General features: G+C 66.6%; 13 protein-coding genes. 5 read left to right on the top strand and 8 right to left on the bottom strand.

Annotated features, from left to right (window positions below; genetic code table 11):
* Positions 1-116 precede the first annotated feature (116 nt).
* A complete protein-coding gene (locus ABV408_RS08680; RefSeq protein ID WP_353982001.1) occupies positions 117-1,568 on the bottom strand; it encodes a glyceraldehyde-3-phosphate dehydrogenase in 1,452 nt (483 codons plus the stop codon).
* A gap of 278 nt (positions 1,569-1,846) precedes the next feature.
* On the opposite strand from ABV408_RS08680, the gene mfd reads away from it, so the two are divergent.
* Positions 1,847-5,296 carry a transcription-repair coupling factor gene (gene mfd, locus ABV408_RS08675; protein ID WP_353982000.1) on the top strand — a complete coding sequence of 1,150 codons (3,450 nt, stop codon included), beginning with the start codon at positions 1,847-1,849 and terminating at the stop codon, positions 5,294-5,296.
* A gap of 195 nt (positions 5,297-5,491) precedes the next feature.
* On the opposite strand, the gene ABV408_RS08670 is transcribed toward mfd, so the two are convergent.
* Positions 5,492-6,616, bottom strand: a complete 1,125-nt coding sequence (locus ABV408_RS08670; protein ID WP_353981999.1) for a metallophosphoesterase — start codon at positions 6,614-6,616, stop codon at positions 5,492-5,494.
* Positions 6,617-6,730: 114 nt separating this feature from the next.
* On the opposite strand from ABV408_RS08670, the gene ABV408_RS08665 reads away from it, so the two are divergent.
* Together ABV408_RS08665 and ABV408_RS08660 are read left to right on the top strand one after the other, a co-directional pair.
* Positions 6,731-8,386 carry an FMN-binding glutamate synthase family protein gene (locus tag ABV408_RS08665; protein WP_353981998.1) on the top strand — a complete coding sequence of 552 codons (1,656 nt, stop codon included), beginning with the start codon at positions 6,731-6,733 and terminating at the stop codon, positions 8,384-8,386.
* Between the two features lie 147 nt (positions 8,387-8,533).
* Positions 8,534-8,704, top strand: coding sequence for a hypothetical protein (locus tag ABV408_RS08660; protein ID WP_164673605.1), 171 nt, complete (start codon positions 8,534-8,536; stop codon positions 8,702-8,704).
* Between the two features lie 189 nt (positions 8,705-8,893).
* Here ABV408_RS08660 and ABV408_RS08655 read toward each other — a convergent pair whose 3' ends face one another.
* From ABV408_RS08655 to topA, 3 genes are all read right to left on the bottom strand, one after another.
* Entirely contained in the window at positions 8,894-9,133 is a 240-nt protein-coding gene (locus tag ABV408_RS08655; protein WP_353981997.1) for a hypothetical protein, read from the bottom strand.
* A gap of 165 nt (positions 9,134-9,298) precedes the next feature.
* On the bottom strand, positions 9,299-9,793 hold the full coding sequence (locus tag ABV408_RS08650) for a DUF6586 family protein (protein ID WP_353981996.1): 495 nt from the start codon (positions 9,791-9,793) through the stop codon (positions 9,299-9,301).
* Positions 9,790-12,411 carry a type I DNA topoisomerase gene (gene topA, locus ABV408_RS08645; RefSeq protein ID WP_353981995.1) on the bottom strand — a complete coding sequence of 874 codons (2,622 nt, stop codon included), beginning with the start codon at positions 12,409-12,411 and terminating at the stop codon, positions 9,790-9,792. Before topA ends, ABV408_RS08650 begins: the two co-directional genes overlap by 4 nt.
* 536 nt (positions 12,412-12,947) lie before the next feature.
* Here topA and pyk point away from each other — a divergent pair.
* Positions 12,948-14,411, top strand: a complete 1,464-nt coding sequence (pyk, locus tag ABV408_RS08640) for a pyruvate kinase (RefSeq protein WP_353981994.1) — start codon at positions 12,948-12,950, stop codon at positions 14,409-14,411.
* A gap of 332 nt (positions 14,412-14,743) precedes the next feature.
* On the opposite strand, the gene oadA is transcribed toward pyk, so the two are convergent.
* Positions 14,744-16,564, bottom strand: a complete 1,821-nt coding sequence (oadA, locus tag ABV408_RS08635) for a sodium-extruding oxaloacetate decarboxylase subunit alpha (protein WP_353981993.1) — start codon at positions 16,562-16,564, stop codon at positions 14,744-14,746.
* A gap of 34 nt (positions 16,565-16,598) precedes the next feature.
* On the bottom strand, positions 16,599-18,014 hold the full coding sequence (locus ABV408_RS08630; RefSeq protein ID WP_353981992.1) for an acetyl-CoA carboxylase biotin carboxylase subunit: 1,416 nt from the start codon (positions 18,012-18,014) through the stop codon (positions 16,599-16,601).
* A 134-nt stretch (positions 18,015-18,148) separates the two neighbouring features.
* Between ABV408_RS08630 and ABV408_RS08625 the strand changes: the two genes are divergently transcribed.
* Positions 18,149-19,135, top strand: coding sequence for a LysR family transcriptional regulator (locus ABV408_RS08625; RefSeq protein ID WP_035474498.1), 987 nt, complete (start codon positions 18,149-18,151; stop codon positions 19,133-19,135).
* Between the two features lie 32 nt (positions 19,136-19,167).
* Here the strand turns inward: ABV408_RS08625 and ABV408_RS08620 are convergent, their stop codons facing one another.
* Positions 19,168-19,686 carry a GAF domain-containing protein gene (locus ABV408_RS08620; protein ID WP_353981991.1) on the bottom strand — a complete coding sequence of 173 codons (519 nt, stop codon included), beginning with the start codon at positions 19,684-19,686 and terminating at the stop codon, positions 19,168-19,170.
* Positions 19,687-19,828: the final 142 nt, after the last annotated feature.

Genomic DNA, 19,828 nt, shown 5'->3' with positions numbered 1-19,828 from the left:
TCGAAAGACCACTCATGCCGTCCCTTCACCCCGGCCGCCACAACGAAAAAGTCCCGACGGCGTCGGGACTTGTATAAGACCAAAGTCTAAATGGAACCGCACTGGCGGCACCCGCCTCAGGGAGTGGCCGGCAGGTAGCGATGGCGCACGTTGGACATGTGCTGGAGGATGCGCACCACCTGGCAGCTGTAGCCGAACTCGTTGTCATACCAGACGTAGAGCACCGCGTGCTTGTCATTGGCGATGGTCGCCTTGGCGTCGATCACCCCGGCGTGGCGGTTGCCGACGAAGTCCGACGACACCACCTCAGGGGAGTCGACGTAGTCGATCTGCTTGTGCATCGGCGAGTGCAGCGCGGTCTGGCGCAGGTAGGCGTTGAGCGCCTCGCGCTCGGTGCCACGTGCCAGGGTCAGGTTGAGGATCGCCATCGAGACGTTGGGGGTGGGCACGCGGATGGCGTTGCCGGTGAGCTTGCCGGAGAGTTCGGGCAGTGCCTTGGCCACCGCCTTGGCCGCACCGGTCTCGGTCAACACCATGTTGAGCGGCGCGCTGCGCCCGCGGCGGTCGCCCTTGTGATAGTTGTCGATCAGGTTCTGGTCGTTGGTGTAGGAGTGCACCGTCTCGACATGGCCGTGAACGATGCCGAATTCGTCGTCCATCGCCTTGAGCACCGGCACGATGGCGTTGGTGGTGCACGAGGCGGCCGAGACGATGCGGTCGTCATCGCCGATCGTGGTGTGGTTGATGCCATGCACCACGTTCTTGAGATCGCCCTTGCCCGGTGCGGTCAGCAGCACCTTGGCCACGCCCTTGGCGGCCAGGTGCTGGGAGAGCCCTTCACGGTCACGCCACTTACCGGTGTTGTCGACGACGATGGCACGGTCGATGCCGTAGGCGGTGTAGTCGATCTCGGCCGGGGAGTCGGCATAGATGATCTGGATCACATGGCCGTTGGCGATCAGCGCCTGACGCTCACGGTCGATGTCGATCGAGCCCGAGAAGGGCCCGTGGACCGAGTCACGGCGCAGCAGACTGGCGCGCTTCTCGAGATCGTCACTGCTGCCGCGAACCACGATCGCCCGCAGCCGCAGCAGGTTGCCGCCACCGGCCTTCTCGATCATGATCCGCGCCAGAATGCGGCCGATACGGCCGAAACCGTAGAGCACCACGTCCTGGGGCTCGCCGCCCATGCCGCTGGCGTCGTGGCCGCCGATGATGTCGGCCAGCTCACGCTGGAGGAAGGCGCGCACATCAGGCTCGCCGGCATGCTTGAACGCCACCGCCAGACGCCCGATGTCGATATGCGCCGGCCCCAGGTCGAGCTCGGTCATGGCGCGCACCATGGGCAGCGTGTCCGCCACCGTCAGCTCGGTCCCCTCGACCTTGCGCACGTAGCGATGGTTCTTGAGGATGCGAGTCACCGAACGGTTGATCAGCGAGCGCCCGAACAGCGACGGGATCACGTTGTACTGGCGGTAGAGCTTGCCCAGCAGCGGGATCATCTCTTCCGCCTGCGCTTCGTTGTCCTGCCACTGTTGAAAAACGTGCTCGAGCTGTTGCTGACTCACGGCCGGTTCTCTCTTCTGTGTCATCGTCGTCGATCGCCGGAGCGGCCCTCTCCGCCACCCCGGCTCGTCCAAAAACCCGAGCATTATCGGTAACCTACGAGACGAGCCGCAATCACTGCGTAGTCGCAAGCGTTGTAGTTTGACTACAGGCGAGCGTGCCGGTGGCAGCCGCGTCCCCCTCGCGCCTGCCCCCTGCTATCATGAAGGACCGTCGCGCGGCGGCCGCCGCCTAGCCCGGCCGTGCCACTGTCTTCTTCAATTCCGCTAGCGAAAGGTCCATGTCGCAATTCAGCCCTCTCTCGCCGCCACAACCTCAGGGCGTGCGTGAAACGATCTACTGCCAGCGCCCCCACGGCAGCGCGCTGGCGCTGACCCTGGCACGTCTGGCCGACGACGCGCCGCTGCTGGTCATCACCCCCGACACGGCGGCGGCGCAACGCCTGGAGAGTGCGCTGCGTTTTTACGCCCGGGTACCGGTGATGCCCTTCCCGGACTGGGAGACCCTGCCCTACGACAGCTTCTCGCCGCATCAGGATATCGTCTCGGCCCGCCTGCGCACGCTGCGCGAGCTGCAGGAGGGCACCCGCGGCATCGAGCTGGTCCCGATCAACACCCTGATGCAGCGCCTGCCACCGCGGGACTACGTAGCCGGCCGCGTGCTGACGCTGACCACCGGCGAGCGGCTCGACCGCGAAGGCTTTCGCGAGCGTCTGTCGCGCGCCGGCTACCGCGCGGTGGAGACGGTCTACGAGCCGGGCGAGTACGCCATGCGCGGCGCGCTGATCGATCTCTTCCCGATGGGCACCGAGACGCCGCTGCGCATCGACCTGTTCGACGATGAGATCGACAGCCTGCGCCGTTTCGACCCCGACACCCAGCGCTCCCAGGACAAGATCGAGCGGGTCGAACTGCTGCCGGCCCACGAATACTCGCTGTCGCGCTCGGCGATCGCCTGCTTTCGCGAGGGTTTCGAGACGCTGTTCGACGTCGACCCGCGCCAGTGCCCGCTCTATGTCGACGCGCTCAAGGGCATCCCCTCGCCCGGCCTAGAGCAGTATCTGCCGCTGTTCTTCGAGGAGACCGCGACGCTGTTCGAGCATCTCGACGCCGGCACCCGGGTCGCGTTGCTGCCCGAGACGTACGCCGCCGCCGAGAGTCACTGGCGCGCGATCGAGAGCCGCTATGAGAACCTCGGCGTCGACCCCACGCGGCCGCTGCTGCCGCCAGCCCGAGCCTTCGTCCCGGTGGCCGAGGTGTTCGCCGCGATCAAGCGCCATCCGCGCCTCGAGTTCGTCGCCGAGACGGATAGCCGCCACGCCACCGCCAGCGCGACCCAGACCCCACCCGCAGTAGCGATCAACGCCCGCGCCCAGCAGCCGCTGGCCACCCTGGAGCAGTTCCTGGCCAGCCACCAGGGGCTGCGCGTGCTGTTCGTGGCCGAATCCCGCGGGCGCCGCGAGGCGCTGGAAGAGGCGCTCGCGCCGCTCCACCTGACCCTGCCCCACGTCGATGACTGGCAGGCCTTCCGCGATGGCAGCATGGCCTACGCCATCGGCGAGGGCGGGCTCGACGAGGGCCTGTGGCTGGGCGACCCCGAGCTCGCGGTGATCACCGAGACCGAACTCTACGGCGAGGTGGTGCGCCAATCGCGGCGGCGCGCCAAGGCCACCGACGACAACGAGCTGGCGGTGCGCCATCTGTCGGAGCTGCGCCCCGGCTCGCCGGTGGTCCACCAGCACCACGGCGTGGGCCGCTACCAGGGACTCGAGACGATCCACGCCGGCGGCGTCGCGGCGGAGTTCCTGGCGCTCGAGTACGCAGGCGGAGCCAAGCTCTATGTGCCGGTGGACAACCTGCAGCTGATCTCGCGCTACGCCGGCGCCAGCGACGAGCTGGCGCCGCTGCACAAGCTCGGCTCCGACAGCTGGGACAAGGCCAAGCGCAAGGCCGCCGAAAAGGTCCGCGACACCGCCGCCGAACTGCTCGACATCTACGCCCGGCGCGAGGCCCGCGAGGGCTTCGCCAGCGATATGCCAGGGGACGAGTACGCGCGCTTCGCCGCCAGCTTCCCGTTCGAGGAGACGCCGGATCAGCAGGCCGCGATCGAAGCGGTGATCCACGACATGACCGCCCCCAGACCGATGGATCGGGTGGTGTGTGGCGATGTCGGCTTCGGCAAGACCGAGGTCGCCATGCGCGCGGCCTTCCTGGCGGTCAGCTCCGGGCGCCAGGTGGTGGTTCTGGTGCCCACCACCCTGCTCGCCCAGCAGCACTACGACAATTTCCGCGACCGCTTCGCCGACACCGCGGTGCAGATCGAAATGCTCTCGCGCTTCACCGGCGGCAAGGGCGAGAGCGACACCCTGGCGCGTATCGCCGAGGGGCGCGCCGATATCGTCATCGGCACCCACAAGCTGCTGTCGAAGTCGATCAAGCTGCCCAATCTGGGACTGATGATCATCGACGAGGAGCATCGCTTCGGCGTGGCACAGAAGGAGCGTCTGAAGCAGCTGCGCGCCGAGGTCGACATCCTCACCCTCACCGCCACGCCGATCCCGCGCACCCTCAACATGGCGATGAACGGCATCCGCGATCTGTCGATCATCGCCACGCCGCCGGCCCGCCGGCTCTCGGTCAAGACCTTCGTCCAGAACCGTAACGAGGCGGTGATCAAGGAGGCACTGCTGCGCGAGATCCTGCGCGGCGGCCAGGTCTACCTGCTGCACAACGAGGTGCGCACCATCGAGGCCAGCGCCGACAAGATCCGCGAGCTGGTGCCGGAGGCGCGGGTCGGCGTGGCTCACGGCCAGCTGCCCGAGCGAGCCCTGGAGCGGGTCATGTCGGATTTCTACCACAAGCGCTTCAATGTGCTGGTGTGCTCGACCATCATCGAGACCGGCATCGACGTCCCCAGCGCCAATACCATCATCATCGAGCGCGCCGACAAGTTCGGCCTGGCCCAGCTGCATCAGCTGCGTGGGCGGGTCGGGCGCAGTCACCATCAGGCTTACGCCTATCTGCTGACCCCACCGCCCAAGGCGATGACCAAGGATGCGATCAAGCGTCTGGAAGCGATCGCCCAGAGCGACGACCTGGGAGCCGGTTTCACGCTGGCCAGCCACGACATGGAGATTCGCGGTGCCGGCGAGCTGCTCGGCGACGAGCAGAGCGGCCAGATGGAGACGGTCGGCTACAGCCTCTATATGCAGATGCTCGATCGCGCCGTGAAGGCGATCCGCGCCGGCAAGACGCCCAACATCGAGGCCCCGCTGGATGAAGGCACCGAGATCAGCCTCAATCTGCCGGCACTGATCCCCGACGACTACCTGCCCGACATCCAACAGCGTCTGATCATGTACAAGCGTATCTCCAGCGCCGCCGACGAGGGCGAACTCAAGGAGCTGCAGGTGGAGATGATCGACCGTTTCGGTCTGCTGCCGGGGCCGCTGAAGACGCTGTTCCGCCAGACCCGCCTGCGTCAGCGCGCCGAACGCCTGGGTATCGCACGCCTCGAGGCCGGGCCCGAGCGCGGCCGGGTGACCTTCGGCGCCGACCCGCAGGTCGACCCGATGACCCTGGTCGAACTGATCCAGCGCCACCCGGATCAGTACCGGCTGGACGGCGCCGACACCCTGCGCTTCAACGCCGAGATGGAGCAGGAGGAGGCGCGTCTGGCCCGGGTCGATGCCCTGCTCGATACCCTGAACCGCAAGGCCAAGGCGGCCTGAAAGTGTGTTTACAAAATGTCTGCGCTCGACAATACGGCGTTGAAATCGACCTCAAAATACTCATTTACCTCGTGTAAACTCCGTTTTTTCGGTCGATTTCGCCTTGTCTTGCCTTCGCTCGTCGAATTTGTAAACACCCTTTGAGATCGGATTGGCGCCCCGCTCCCCGCCGCCGGGGGGTGCGGGCAGTCAATGTCAGTCGGCGCGCTGCAGCCGAATCAGGGTGATCTCGGCGGGCGCGCCGAAGCGCATCGGCGGCCCCCAGTAGCCGGTGCCGCGGCTGGTATAGACCCACATCCGCCCCTCGCGGCCGAGTCCGGCCAGGAAGCGATTGGCGCGCCGCGCCGCCAGGCTCCAGGGCCACAGCTGTCCGCCATGAGTGTGCCCGGAGAGCTGCAGATCGAAGCCGGCGCGGGCCGCCGCCGGGGCCGAATTGGGCTGGTGTGCCAACAGCACGCGCGGCACCGCCTCGGGCAGACCGGCGGCCGCGCGCTCTGGGTCGCTGCGATGCGCCGCCACATAGTGCCCGGCGGTGAGGTCGGTGATCCCGGCTATTGCCAGCTGCGCGCCCTCGTGGGTGATCAGGGTGGCGGCGTTGATCAGCACCTCCAGCCCCAGCTGCTCGAAGGCCCGGGTCCAGGCCTCTGCCTCGCTGTAGTACTCGTGATTGCCGGTGACACAGAAGACCCCATGCCGCGCCGCGAGTCCGCGCAGCGGCGCCAGCTCCGGCGCCAGCTCGTCGACCCGGCCATCGGTCAGATCCCCGGTGATCGCCACCAGATCCGGCGTCAGCGCGTTGGCCCGGGCCACGTAGCGCGCCAGCTGGCGCCGCTTGATGGTCGGGCCGACGTGCAGATCGCTCAGCTGGACGATACGCAGACCGACCAGCGCCGGCGGTAACCCCGCCAGCGGTACGTTCACTTCGACCACCCGCGGCACCCGGCGCGCCTGCCACAGCGCATACAGGCTCAACCCCAGGGTCGCCGCCAGCACGCCCCAGGCGCTCGCTGCACGCCACGCCGCCGGTGACAACGGCGTCAACATGAGTACCAACAGCAGCAGATCCCGCGCCAGGGTGAGTACCAGCAGAAATGAGAAGCCCCCGGTCATCAGCGAGATCGGCCAGGCGAACCAGCGCCCGTTGAGCCAGCTCACCCGCAGAACCCAGGGCAGGGTCAGCGCACTCAGCGCCAGATAGCCCCACGCTAGTGCCGCACCCGGCAGCGCGAGATCGAGATCCGGCAGCAGCCGCCAGCCGATGTAGGCGTGCAGCAGCAAGAGCCAGAAGCGCAGACGCAGGACGAAGAGCGAGTGACGCAAGGGGATTCCTTCTAGCACAGTGGTGGTGTGGTTAGCCGCAGGGGCACGCTTTCGCTATTCTTGCCCCTTCGCGGACGCCGTCGCGACCGCCATGAGCCAGGAGCCGATGTTCGCATGATCTACGCCAAGGGTCTCTCCCGCATCCCACTACGCAACGCCGCCTTCGTCGCCACGCTCGCGCTGTTCGGCGTATCGCTGCTCGGTCTGGCGTTCTCGCCGCAGTGGCTGTGGGGCGTGGCGATCTTCGGCGGGCTGGCGCTGCTGGGGGTCTACGACGTGCGTCAGCGGCGACGTACGATCAGCCGCAACTACCCCATTCTGGCGCACTTCCGCTATATCCTGGAGTCGATCGGCCCCGAGATCCGTCAATACTTCATCCAGTCCGACCTCGACGAGCGCCCCTTCTCCCGCGAGCAGCGGGCGGTGATCTACCAGCGCGCCAAGAACGCCAGCGACAAGAAGCCGTTCGGCTCGCTGCTCGACATGTATAGCCCGGGGCACGAGTGGGTCAACCACTCGCTGCGCCCCGCCCACATCACCGACCACGACTTTCGCGTCAGCATCGGCGGCAGCCTGTGTCGTCAGCCCTATGTCGCCAGCGTATTCAACATCTCGGCGATGAGCTTCGGCGCGCTCTCGGCCAACGCCATCGAGGCGCTCAACGCCGGCGCACACAAGGGCGGCTTTTACCACGACACCGGCGAAGGCTCGATCTCACGCTACCACCGTGTCCACGGCGGCGACCTGGTATGGGAGATCGGCTCGGGCTACTTCGGCTGTCGCCACGCGGATGGCAGCTTCAATCCCGAACGCTTCGCCGCCAACGCCCGCGAACCGCAGGTCAAGATGATCGAGATCAAGCTCTCCCAAGGGGCCAAGCCCGGCCACGGCGGCATCCTGCCGGCCGCCAAAGTGACCGCGGAGATCGCCGAGGCGCGCGAAGTGCCCATGGGCCAGGACGTGGTCTCGCCGGCAGCCCACAGCGCCTTCTCGACCCCGCTGGAGCTGATGACGTTCATCGGCCAGCTGCGCGAGCTTTCCGGCGGCAAGCCGGTGGGCTTCAAGCTCGCCATCGGCCACCCCTGGGAGTGGTTCGCGATCGTCAAGGCAATGCTCGAGAGTGGCCAGCGTCCCGACTTCATCGTCGTCGATGGTGGCGAAGGCGGCACTGGCGCCGCACCGCTGGAGTTCATCAACCGCCTCGGCGTCCCCATGACCGAAGCGCTGATGCTGGTCCACAACACCCTGGTCGGGGTCGGCCTGCGCGAGGAGATCCGCATCGGTGCCGCCGGCAAGATTACCTCGGCCTTCGATATCGCCCGCACCCTGGCGCTAGGCGCAGACTGGTGCAACTCGGCGCGCGGGTTCATGTTCTCGCTGGGCTGTATCCAGGCGCTCAACTGTCACTCGGACAAGTGCCCCAGCGGCGTGGCGACTCAGGATCCGCGCCGCGGCCATCACCTGGACGTGGCTGACAAGCGCGAGCGGGTCTACCACTTCCATCGCAACACCCTCGCCGCGCTGGCCGAAATGCTCGCCGCAGCGGGGCTCGAGCATCCCAGCGAGCTGGGGCCGGAGCATATCATCCGCCGGGTTTCCAGTGACGAGATCCAGTCTTACGACCGCCTGTTCAGTTTCCTCGCTCCGGGCCAACTGCTCGACGGCGAGAGTGAACACACGGTGTTCAAGCAGTACTGGCATATGGCCCGTGCGGACTCCTTCGCGCCGCCGCCGGCCGTGGCCGAGCTGCGCGCCACCAAGCTGCGCTGAGAAGCGACGCGCCGCGCCAGCCAATGGCCCGCGACCACCGGCCGCGGTCGACCCGGCCACGGCAGCGACTCATTGGGGTGCGCCACGCGCTATACTGCGCCCCCACGCCTGACACGCATCCACGCACGCACCCAATTAGGAGTCTCCATGTCGACGGCCGATATCGCCTGGATCATCTCGACGCTGGCGATGACCATCGCTTTTGCCACCTTCTTCGTCTTCAGCGCCACCCGTAGACGCGGCCTGCTGGTCGCGACCCTGGTCCTGGCGGGTGTCGCCGTCTGCGCCGGCCTGACCGCCGGTCTGGGCCTGCTGTAGTCAGACGCTGTCGTCAGCGGGAGTGAGACCGTAGGCGACAGCCTCCGGAGCGCTAGCACACGAAGAAGGCGAGAGACATTCGACGAGAGGTGAAAGACGTCGGGAGGCAGAGAGAAGATACGCCTGACGTCAGGGGCACCATGCTCGGACATGGCGCCGGGACGGCCGCCGCGGTGCGGCGGCCGGCACTCAGTGGAACGTCGCCGGTGCCTGCGGCGCCTCCTCCTCTTCGCCATCCCACAGATGAGTCCGGGTGATGGCGTGGTCGAGCATCTCTCGCGCCACGTCGAAGCGGCTGCGCCGCAGCAGCTCCAGCGCCTCCTCGGAGAATCGAATGCTCACCAGCGGTTCGCCGCTCGCCTCCGCCGGTCGTAGCACCACCTCGCCGTCGGCGAGTTCGACGATTTCCAGAATGGCGGTATCAGACACGGTCTCTCTCCTGTCACGGCGACAACGACTGCTGTTGCAAAGCATGGGAAACGGCGACCACCCCGGACCTGCGACGCAGCCGGGACGGCGCTCAATAAAAAACGACCAGGGCACGGGCCCCGGTCGTCGATCAGTGAATAAGGCTACCATGTCGGCCCAGGGCCGTCACCACTCCTGACTGCCCTGACGCAGGCTCGGCAGCAGCGTCTTGAACTCGCCCAGGCACCAGCGCAGCTCGTCACCCAGCGGTGTGGCGCCGGCACTCGTGATCAGCCCCGGCACGCTGTCGCCACGCCGCGCTGCGCCCTCGTCACTCTGCAGGGCGGCGAGACGTGCCAGCAGCAGCGCCAACCAGCTCTCCGGCCGTAACGCCAGCGACTCGAGCCACACCAGCTCGGCGATCTCGACATGCGCCGGCGCATCACCACTCGCCTGCCGCTGGCCCGCGGCATCGAGCCATGTGCGCCAGTCCGGTGCACCGCCGGGCGCATGCAAGGTGACCTCGCGCAGCAGCGCCTCGAAGGCCAGTCCGAGCTGGCCCAGCGCGGCCTCCTCCAGCGCCATGCGTCGCGCTGGCGCGTGCTCGTCGTCACCCGTCGGCAGCGCCAGCAGCAGCTCGCTCTGATAGAGCAGCTGATTGGTGCGGGCGACGGCACTCACTTGCGCTTGTCCTCCACCTGCCAGCGGCCATCCTCGAAGATCGCGCGCCAGCCGGTCGCCTTGCCATCCTCGTCGGTCATCACGTACTGGCTCTTGGTCTTGCGCGAGAAGCGGATCTGCGCAGGACGCCCGTCCGGATCCTCGCTCGGCGCTTCGAGCAGGAAGTGGTACTTCTCGGGCAGCGCCTCGGCGTGCGCCTTGAGCTCCTTGACCAGCGGCGCGCGGGTCTCGCGATTCTTGGGGAACTGGCTCGCGGCCAGGAACAGCCCGCTGGCGCCGTCACGCAGCACGTAGTGGTCGTCGACCTTCTGGCAGGCGAGCTCGGGCATCGGGATCGGGTCCATCTTGGGCGGCGCCACCTCGCCACTCTTGAGCAGCTTGCGTGTGTTGCCGCAGGCCTCATTGGTGCAGGCGAAGTACTTGCCGAAGCGGCCGCTCTTGAGCTGCATCTCCGAGCCACACTTGTCGCATTCGATCACCGGACCGTCGTAGCCCTTGATGCGGAAGCGGCCCTGCTCGATCTCGTAGTAGCCATCATCGTCGTTACTGATATAGAGCTTGCGCCCCTCGTCGATGAGATAGCTGTCCATCGCCGTGCCGGTGTTGGGGTTACGCCGCTTGGCACGCAGCGCGTCGGTCTCCGCCGACTCGCCGGCATCTTCTGGCACTGCCTCTTCGCCGGGAATCAGGTCGATGGTGGTCTTGCAGCGCTCCTTGGGCGGCAGGTTGTAGCCCGAGCAGCCGAGGAACACCCCGGTGGAAGCGATACGGATCTGCATCGGCCGGCCACAGGTGGGGCAGGCGATATCGGTGGCGATCGGCTCGTTGGGACGCATGCCGTCCTCGCCCTCGGCGTGATCGAGCTTGCGCTTGAAGTCGGCGTAGAAGGCGTCGAGCAGCTGCTGCCAGTTCTCGTGCCCCTCGGCAACCTCGTCGAGCCGATCCTCCATGCGCGCGGTGAAGCTGTAGTCGAGCAGGTCGTTGAACGACTCGACCAGGCGATCGGTGACGATCTCACCCAGCTTCTCGGCGTAGAAGCGGCGGCTGTCTAGCTTGACGTAGCCGCGGTCCTGAATGGTCGAGATGATCGCGGCGTAGGTCGAGGGGCGGCCGATACCGCGCTTCTCCAGCTCCTTGACCAGGCTCGCCTCGGTGTAGCGCGCCGGCGGCTTGGTGAAGTGCTGCTGCGGGTCGAGCTGGACCACCTCGAGGCGATCGCCCTTGTCGATGTCGGGCAGCTGGGTGGCGTCATCCTTCTTCGCCATCGGCTTCATCACCCGGGTGTAGCCGTCGAACTTGAGCACACGGCCCCGCGCCTTGAGCTCGAAGCCATCGCTCTCGATGGTCAGGGTGGTGGCCAGATACTCCGCCGGCACCATCTGGCAGGCCACGAACTGGCGCCAGATCAGCTCGTAGAGGCGCTGTGCGTCGCGCTCCACAGGCAGATCATCGGCGCGCTGCTTGACGTTGGAGGGGCGGATCGCCTCGTGCGCTTCCTGGGCGTTCTGCTTGCTCGAATAGCGGATGGCCGCTTCGGGCAGGTAGCGCTCACCGTACTCGCTGTGGATGTAATCACGCGCACTCGCCACCGCATCCTGGGACAGGTTGGTGGAATCGGTACGCATATAGGTGATGTAGCCCGCCTCGTAGAGGCGCTGCGCCAGAGTCATGGTCTTCTTCACCGAGAAGCCCAGGCGCCCGCTGGCGGCCTGCTGCAGCGTCGAGGTGATGAAGGGCGCGTTGGGCTTGGAGCGGGTCGGCCGGGTCTCGCGCTCGGTGACGGTGAAGGCGTCGCGCCGCAGCGGGGCGATGCGTTCGAGGGTCTCACGCTCGGAGGTGGGGCGGAAGGTCTCGCCCTTCTCGCGCACCACCTCGAAGCGCACCGCTTCACCATCGGCGGTGGCGGTGTCGAGATGAACGTCCCAGAACTCCTCCGGCACGAAGGCGCGGATCTCGCGCTCGCGGTCGACGATCAGACGCACCGCCACCGACTGCACACGGCCGGCGGAGAGCCCCCGGGCGACCTTGCTCCAGAGCAGCGGCGAGACCATGAAGCCGACCACGCGATCGAGGAAGCGACGCGTCTGCTGCGCTTCTACCCGGGCCACGTTGAGACTGCCGGGCTGCTTGAACGCCTCCTGGATGGCGTTCTTGGTGATCTCGTTGAACACCACCCGCTTGTAGCGCTTGTCGTCGCCGCCGATGGTCTCCTTCAGGTGCCAGGCGATCGCCTCCCCTTCGCGGTCCAAATCGGTCGCGAGATAGATGGTGTCGCTCTTGTCGGCCAGCTTCTTGAGCTCCTCGACCACCTTCTCCTTGCCCGGCAGCACCTCATAATTGGCGCGCCAGCCATGTTCGGGGTCGATACCCATGCGGCGCACCAGCTGGTCCCACTGCTTCTGCTTCTTGTACTCGGCCTTCTCTTCCGGCGACATCTTGCGCGTCGCCGCGGCCTGACGCGCACGCTCCTTGGGATCGCTGGCCTGCTTGGACGAGCCACTGGTCGGCAGATCACGAATATGCCCGACACTCGACTTCACGACGAAGTCGTTGCCGAGATACTTGTTGATGGTCTTGGCTTTGGCCGGAGACTCGACGATAACCAGTGACTTGCCCATAGCGCTCCTGCTTCTTCTATATAGCGGCAGCTCCGGTCGGTTCGTGCTCGAGAGGGCACGAATCGAGGGGGAGGCTGCCGGAAAATCCGCCTACCCTACCCTAGCGCTCCACACGGCGCCAGCCGTAGCTTGACTTTCACGACGAGCCACTGGCCATCGCCGGGAACCGCGTTATTGGGCTGCCGGTGCCGAATTCCAAGCACCGCTGCAGCGATGCGTCGCCGCCGCGCCCATGTGTTTTCGCCCGCGCGGCACGTGGGCGGCATCTGTGAATACCCTAGCCGGAATCTGTCCGCACGCCAGGATTTACCATCGACACTCGGCGCCCGGACATCGGATGGCACAGGGCACCTTGCGTGTCGCTCGCGGCGTTGGCGCGTTACACTCGGATCGAGACGGCGCGTCGCCGGAGGCAGCCGGGCGCCATCGCCACGGACAAGGCGCAGCCGATGTTGTAAAATAACCACCTGTCATCGCACCCGCCGCCAGACACGCGTCGGCGCGGCATGCACCATCCAGTCGCCAGGAGATTTTCCATGCAGCACGCCTTTCACGGCCCGATTCGTCGCACCAAGATCGTCGCTACGCTAGGTCCCGCCACGGACCGCGAAGGCGTGTTGGATGCCCTGATCGAAGCGGGTGTCGATGTGGTTCGCCTGAACTTCTCCCACGGTAACCCGGAAGACCACCGCCGCCGCCTCAAGGCAGTGCGCGAGTCCGCCGAACGCCAGGGTCGCGCGGTCGCCGCCCTGGGTGACCTGCAGGGGCCGAAGATCCGTATCGCACGCTTCCAGGCCGAAGGTGGCGTCAAGCTGGAGAAAGGCCAGCCGTTCGTGATCGACGTTTCACTGGGGCGTGACGAGGGCACCAGCGAGTGCGTGGGCTGCGACTACAAGGAACTGGCCGACGACGTCGACGCCGGCGACGTGCTGCTGCTCGACGATGGCCGCCTGGTACTGGAGGTCGAACGCCTCGACGGCAGCAGGATCGTCACCAAGGTGAAGGTGGGTGGCAAGCTGACCAACAACAAGGGCATCAACAAGCAGGGTGGCGGCCTCTCCGCCGCAGCCCTGACCGAGAAGGACAAGGAGGACCTGAAGACCGCGATCGACATCGGCGTCGACTATCTGGCGGTCTCCTTCCCGCGCAGCGGTGCCGACATGCAGTACGCCCGCGAGCTGCTCGGCGAAGCGGGCCAGGAGATCGGCCTGGTGGCCAAGATCGAGCGCGCCGAGGCGGTCGCCGACCCGGAGACGCTGGATGACATCATCCGCGCCTCGGAGGCAGTGATGGTCGCCCGCGGCGATCTCGGGGTCGAGATCGGCGACGCCCAGCTGATCGGCGTGCAGAAGCGCATCATCGGTCGTGCCCGCTCGCTCAACAAGGTGGTGATCACCGCCACCCAGATGATGGAGTCGATGATCGACTCGCCGCTGCCGACCCGCGCCGAGGTGTTCGACGTCGCCAACGCGGTGCTCGACGGCACCGACGCGGTGATGCTATCCGCCGAAACCGCCGCCGGCGACTACCCGGTCGAGACCATCCGCGCCATGGACCGGCTGTGCCTCGGCGCCGAGCGCGAGCGCAGCGCCCAAGAGTCCAAGCACCGCATCCACGAGGGCTTCTCGCGCATCGACGAGACCGTGGCGCTGTCGGCGATGTACGCCGCCAACCACCTCTCCGGCGTGGTCGCCATCGCCTGTCTCACCGCCACTGGCTATACCCCGCTGATCGCCTCGCGCATCCGCTCGGGGCTGCCGATCGTGGCGCTGGCCGAGACCGCGGCGGTGCAGCGGCGCATGGCGCTCTACCGTGGCGTGGTCTCGCTGGTGTTCGACAGCTCGCGCTTCCCGCTGACCGAGATCAATGCAGGCGCCATCGACGAGCTGGTCGGTCGTGGCCTGGCGGCCAAGGGCGATCACGTGATCCTGACCCGCGGCGACCACATGAACGCCCACGGCGGTACCAACACCATGAAGATCATTCAGGTCGAGGCCTGAGCCCCAGTCAGTCGGCGCGCCAGGCGCCGCCCAGAGATAAGCGCTCATGTCCATTCCCTAGGACGATGGGCGCCGGGGACAGGGCAAAGCGAGGGTCCTTTGCCAGGGATGGCAAAGGTAGCGCCCAAGGAGGGGTTCATAGCGCCCTCGCGACGCCCTGCCGCCGGAGCAGCCCATATCGTCCAGCGGCTATGAAAGGCGATCCAAACGCTCCCTAGCGATAGGCGGCTCACCGGAAGCGGGCAACAAAACAGACGGCGCGGCGTCCTTCGACGCCGCGCCGTCTTGTCTCGGGCTTGACGGGAAGGCGGCGGAGAAACCGCCGCCGCCCCTCACTCGATCTCGACCAGTACCTCGCCCGGCGTGACACGATCACCCTTGGCCACGTGGACCGCCTTGACCGTGCCCTTGATGCGCGACTGCACCTCGGTCTCCATCTTCATCGCCTCGGTGATCAGCACCGCCTGGCCGGCCTCGACGCTGTCACCCTCGGCCACCAGCACGTCGACGATGTTGCCCGGCATCGAGGTGGTGACATGCCCCGGCGCACTGGCCTTGGCACGTCCGGCCCCCTTGCCCTCCTGCACGAACTCGTTCTTGGCCTCGAACACTACCTCTTCGGGCATGCCGTCCAGCGTCAGGTAGACGCGGCGCTTGCTGCCACTGCCACTACCCACGCCGGTGATCTGCACCTCGTAGGATTCGCCGTGGACGTCGATGACGAACTCCGTCGGCACGCCCTCGGAGACCGGGCGCTCGCCGCCACCGCTGCTGCTGGGCGCAGGAATCGCCTCCGGCACCAGGGTACCGTCACGCCGTCCCTTGAGGAAATCACGCCCCAGATCCGGGAACATGGCAAAGGTGAGGACATCCTCCTCGCGCTCGGCGAGTTCGCCGATCTCTTTTTCCAGACGCGCCATCTCCGGCTGCAGCTGGTCGGCGGGCCGCCCCTCGTCGACCGGCTCGCTGCCGATCGCCTTGCGTCGCACCTCTTCGTCGACCGCGGCCGGCGGCTGGCCGTAGCCCCCCAGCAGGTAGCGCTTCACTTCATTGGTGATCGACTTGTAGCGCTCACCGGTGAGCACGTTCATCGCCGCCTGGGTGCCGACGATCTGCGAGGTCGGGGTGACCAGCGGCGGGTAGCCGAGATCGGCACGTACCCGCGGGATCTCGTCGAACACATCCATGATGCGGCCGAGCGCGTTCTGCTCCTTCATCTGGTTGGCCAGGTTGGACATCATCCCGCCGGGCACCTGCCAGATCTGCACGCTGACATCCTCGCGTGTGTACTCGCTCTCGAAGGCCGCGTACTTCTTGCGCACCTCGCGGAAGTAGTCGCCGATCTCCTTGAGCGCCACCAGATCGAGGCCGGTATCGAAGGGCGTGCCCTGGAAGGCGGCGACCATCGCCTCGGTCGAGGGGTGGCTGGTGCCGTTGGCGAAGGCCGAGTTGCAGGTGTCGATATGCCGACAGCCCGCCTCCACCGCCTTCATCTGGCACAGCGAGGCGAGTCCGGCCGTGGCGTGGGCGTGCAGATGCACCGGCACGTCCACCGTCTCGACCAGCCCGGCGACCAGCTCGCTGGTGGCGTAGGGAGTGAGCAGCCCGGCCATGTCCTTGATCGCGATCGAGTCGGCGCCCATGTCGACCAGACGCTGGGCCTGCTCCAGGTAGCTCTCCAGAGTATGGACCGGACTCACGGTGTAGCAGATCGTGCCCTGGGCGTGCTTGCCGCTCGCCTTGACCGCCTTCATCACGGTCTCCAGATTGCGCAGGTCGTTGAGCGCATCGAAGACCCGGAAGATGTCGATGCCGTTGTCGGCAGCGCGGGCGACGAAGCGCTCGACCACGTCATCGGCATAGTGGCGGTAACCGAGCAGGTTCTGGCCGCGCAGCAGCATCTGCAGCGGGGTGTCGGGCAGCGCCTCGCGCAGCGCGCTCAGGCGCTCCCAGGGGTCCTCCTTGAGGAAGCGTACGCAGGCGTCGAAGGTCGCCCCGCCCCACACTTCCAGCGCGTGGAAGCCGATGGCGTCGAGCTTGGCGCAGATCGGCAGCATGTCCTCGGTGCGCATGCGCGTGGCGATCAGCGACTGGTGGCCGTCGCGGAGCACGACATCACTGATCTTGACCGGCGTCGTCTTGGCGTTGTTCATTGTCTCTCTCCTCATGACTTGTCGGCACGGCGCCTCAAAGGCCGGCATGCGCGGCGATCGCCGCGGCGATCGCCAGCGCTACCTCTTCCGGGTTGCGTTTGACGGAGTAGTTGAGCAGCTCCGGGTGCGCCGGCACGAAGCCGGTATCGAAGTGGCCGGCGCGAAAATCGGGATGGCGCAGAATTTCCTGATAGTACGGCGTGGTCGTCTTGACCCCCTGCAGGCGCATGTCGTTGAGCGCGCGGATACCGCGATTCAGCGTTTCTTCCCAGGTCATGCCCCAGACGATCAGTTTGAGGCACATCGAGTCGAAATAGGGCGGAATGGTGTAGCCGGTGTAGATCGCGGTGTCGGTACGCACGCCCGGCCCGCCCGGGGCGTAGTAGCGGGTAATGCGACCGAAGCTGGGCAGGAAGTCGTTCTTGGGATCCTCGGCGTTGATCCGGAACTGGATCGCATAGCCGTGGTGGACGACATCCGCCTGGCGGAAGGCGAGACGCTCCCCCGCCGCCACGCGCAGCTGTTCACGCACGATGTCGATGCCGGTGATCGCCTCGGTGATGGTGTGCTCGACCTGGACCCGGGTGTTCATCTCCATGAAATAGACCTCGTTGTCCTTGACGAGGAATTCCACGGTACCGGCATTCTCGTAGCCCACCGCCTCGGCCGCGCGCACCGCCATCTTGCCCACATAGCTGCGCAGCTCCGGGGTGAGCTGGGGGCTGGGCGCGATCTCGATCAGCTTCTGGTTGCGGCGCTGGATCGAGCAGTCACGCTCGAACAGATGGATCACGTTGCCGTGGGCATCGGCGAGAATCTGTACTTCGATATGGTGCGGGTCGACAACGCACTTCTCCATGAACACTTCGGCGCTACCGAAGGCCTTGGTTGCCTCCGAGATCACCCGCTCCCAGGCCTGCTTGAGCTGGCTCTCGTCGTCACAGCGACGAATACCGCGACCGCCGCCGCCGGAAGTCGCCTTGAGCATTACCGGGTAGCCGATCTCCGCGGCCACCTCCAGCGCTGCGTCGCGATCGGGCAGATTGCCCGCTGAGCCCGGGGTCACCGGCACTCCCGCCTCGCGCATCGCTGCGCGAGCAGCGGTCTTGTCACCCATGCGCGCGATGACCTCGGCGCTGGGGCCGACGAAGGTGATCCCCGCCTGGGTGCAGATACGCGCGAATTCAGCGCTCTCGGAGAGAAAGCCGTAACCGGGATGGATTGCATCACAACCGGTCTCGCGGGCCAGATTGACCAGCCGGTGGGCGTCGAGATAGCCGGCCAGCGGCTCCTCGCCGACGAAGTGCGACTCGTCGGCCCCCTTGACGTGGAGCGAGAAGCGATCCGGCTCGGTGTAGATCGCCACCGAACGGATGCCCATCTCGGCGCAGGCTCGTACAATACGCACGGCGATCTCGCCGCGGTTGGCAATTAGCAGCTTCTTGAACACCGTCTGCCCTCCGGGTTGTGCGTCGTCATTGTTATCGGCTTTCTACGCTAGCCACCCGTGAGCCAATAGAAAAATTGATATTTCTTTGCCGACCTATAAGCTAGACCTTATACCTGACCGCGAGGACGTCCCCCATGTCGCGCCCCAACCTGCTCAATCGCCTGACATTCCGGCAGCTCCAGGTGTTCCAGGCCGTCCATCGGCAGCAGTCCTACTCGCGGGCCGCCGAGCAGCTGGGGCTGACGCAGCCCGCGGTGAGCGCGCAGATCCGTCAGCTAGAACAGGCACTCGGCCAGCCGCTGTTCAAGTACGCCGGCAAGACGCTGCACGTGTTGCCGGCGGCAGATGCACTCTCGGCCTCGGTGCAGTCGATCTTCGGTCAGGTGTCGAGCCTGCAGATGGAGCTGTCGGAGCTGGCGGGAACGATTCGCGGGGAGCTCAACCTGGCGGCGGTCTCCACCGCGCAGTATGTGGTACCGCATATCCTGGCGCGCTTTCGCGCGCGCTACCCGGAGGTGCAGGTGCGGCTACGCGTATGCAATAGGGTACAGGCGCTGGAGCGGCTCGCCGAGCGGCGCGACGATCTGGTGATCATGGGAATGGTGCCGGACGACCCGAACCTGGTGTTCATGCCGATCCTGGATAACGAACTGATCCCGGTGGTGTGGCCGGGGCATCCGCTGGTGACCGCCGAGCGGCCGACGCTGGAGGATTTTGCGCGCCACTATATCCTGATGCGCGAACCCGGCTCGGGAGCGCGCACGGCATTCGAGGATTTCGCCGCCCGCGAGCGCATCTCACTGCATCACACCATCGAGCTGGGGACCAACGAGGCGATCAAGCAGGGGGTGATGGCGCACCTCGGCGTGGCGGTGCTGCCGCGCCTGGCAGTGCAGCTCGAACTGGCCTCGAACCTGCTCGCCAGCCCCACCCTGCCGGGCTTCCCGCTACGCCGTTCATGGTGCACCGTTTACCCCAAGGATCGCTACCCCACCCCGGTGACGGAGCTGTTCCTGCGTTTCGTGCGCGAACTGCTGCCGGAACTCAACGCCCACTTCCGCGCCCCGATGACCCCGATCGACACCCCGACCCTGGTCTGCTTACCCAGCGCCGACGCCTGAACGGCGCCCAGGTACACACCCCCCGGCGACGTTCAGGTGTCGCCGCGGGACGTCTGTACGCGCAGCACGTGCAGCGACACCAGCTCCTCGGCGAGTGCCGCCATCAGGCGCAGGCGATCCATGTCGCCTTCGTCGAAGGCGCGCGGCAGCGTGCCGATCAGGCACAGCGTGCCGATGCACGCCCCGGACTCGACGAACAGCGGATAGCCGGCATAGAAGCGGATGAACGGGGCGCCGAGCACCAGCGGATTGTCGGCGAAGCGCGCATCCTTCAGCGCGTTGTGGATCACCAGCGGCACCCCATCGGCTACCACGTGCCCGCAGAAGGAGATACGCCGCGGTGTCTCGCACACACTGAGCCCCTGACGCGACTTGAACCACTGCCGATCCTCGTCGACCAGGGTGATCATCGACATCGGCACGTCGAAGATCTGCGTGGCCAGTTCGGTCAGACGGTCGAAGCCGTTGTCGGCCTGAGTGTCCAGCAGCTCGAGCTTGTGCAGCGCGGAGAGGCGCGCCTGTTCATTGTCGGGAGATGAGGGAGCAATCATGTCAGGACCTCTGCGAACGCGGCGGTACCCCGCCGAAAGGCGCGGCGCCGGTTCCAGCGGCCGCGCCCCGGTTGTCTTGCGGCCCACGCCCGGCTGGGCATGGCGACCAGCGCGCTGCGTGAACGCGCCGGCCTCACCGCAA

It is taken from the genome of Salinicola endophyticus, assembly GCF_040536835.1.
GTDB classification, from domain to species: domain Bacteria; phylum Pseudomonadota; class Gammaproteobacteria; order Pseudomonadales; family Halomonadaceae; genus Salinicola; species Salinicola endophyticus_A.
Note: the sequence above shows the minus strand (reverse complement) of the source record. Positions and strands in the feature narration are given on the sequence as shown.

Excerpts from the sequence above, each read along its gene's own strand:
- ABV408_RS08665 (WP_353981998.1), top strand. The coding sequence starts at position 6,731 with ATGATCTACGCCAAGGGTCTCTCCCGCATCCCACTACGCAACGCCGCC.
- topA (WP_353981995.1), bottom strand. The coding sequence starts at position 12,411 with ATGGGCAAGTCACTGGTTATCGTCGAGTCTCCGGCCAAAGCCAAGACC.
- pyk (WP_353981994.1), top strand. The coding sequence starts at position 12,948 with ATGCAGCACGCCTTTCACGGCCCGATTCGTCGCACCAAGATCGTCGCT.
- ABV408_RS08620 (WP_353981991.1), bottom strand. The coding sequence starts at position 19,686 with ATGATTGCTCCCTCATCTCCCGACAATGAACAGGCGCGCCTCTCCGCG.
- oadA (WP_353981993.1), bottom strand. The coding sequence starts at position 16,564 with ATGAACAACGCCAAGACGACGCCGGTCAAGATCAGTGATGTCGTGCTC.
- ABV408_RS08625 (WP_035474498.1), top strand. The coding sequence starts at position 18,149 with ATGTCGCGCCCCAACCTGCTCAATCGCCTGACATTCCGGCAGCTCCAG.
- mfd (WP_353982000.1), top strand. The coding sequence starts at position 1,847 with ATGTCGCAATTCAGCCCTCTCTCGCCGCCACAACCTCAGGGCGTGCGT.
- ABV408_RS08660 (WP_164673605.1), top strand. The coding sequence starts at position 8,534 with ATGTCGACGGCCGATATCGCCTGGATCATCTCGACGCTGGCGATGACC.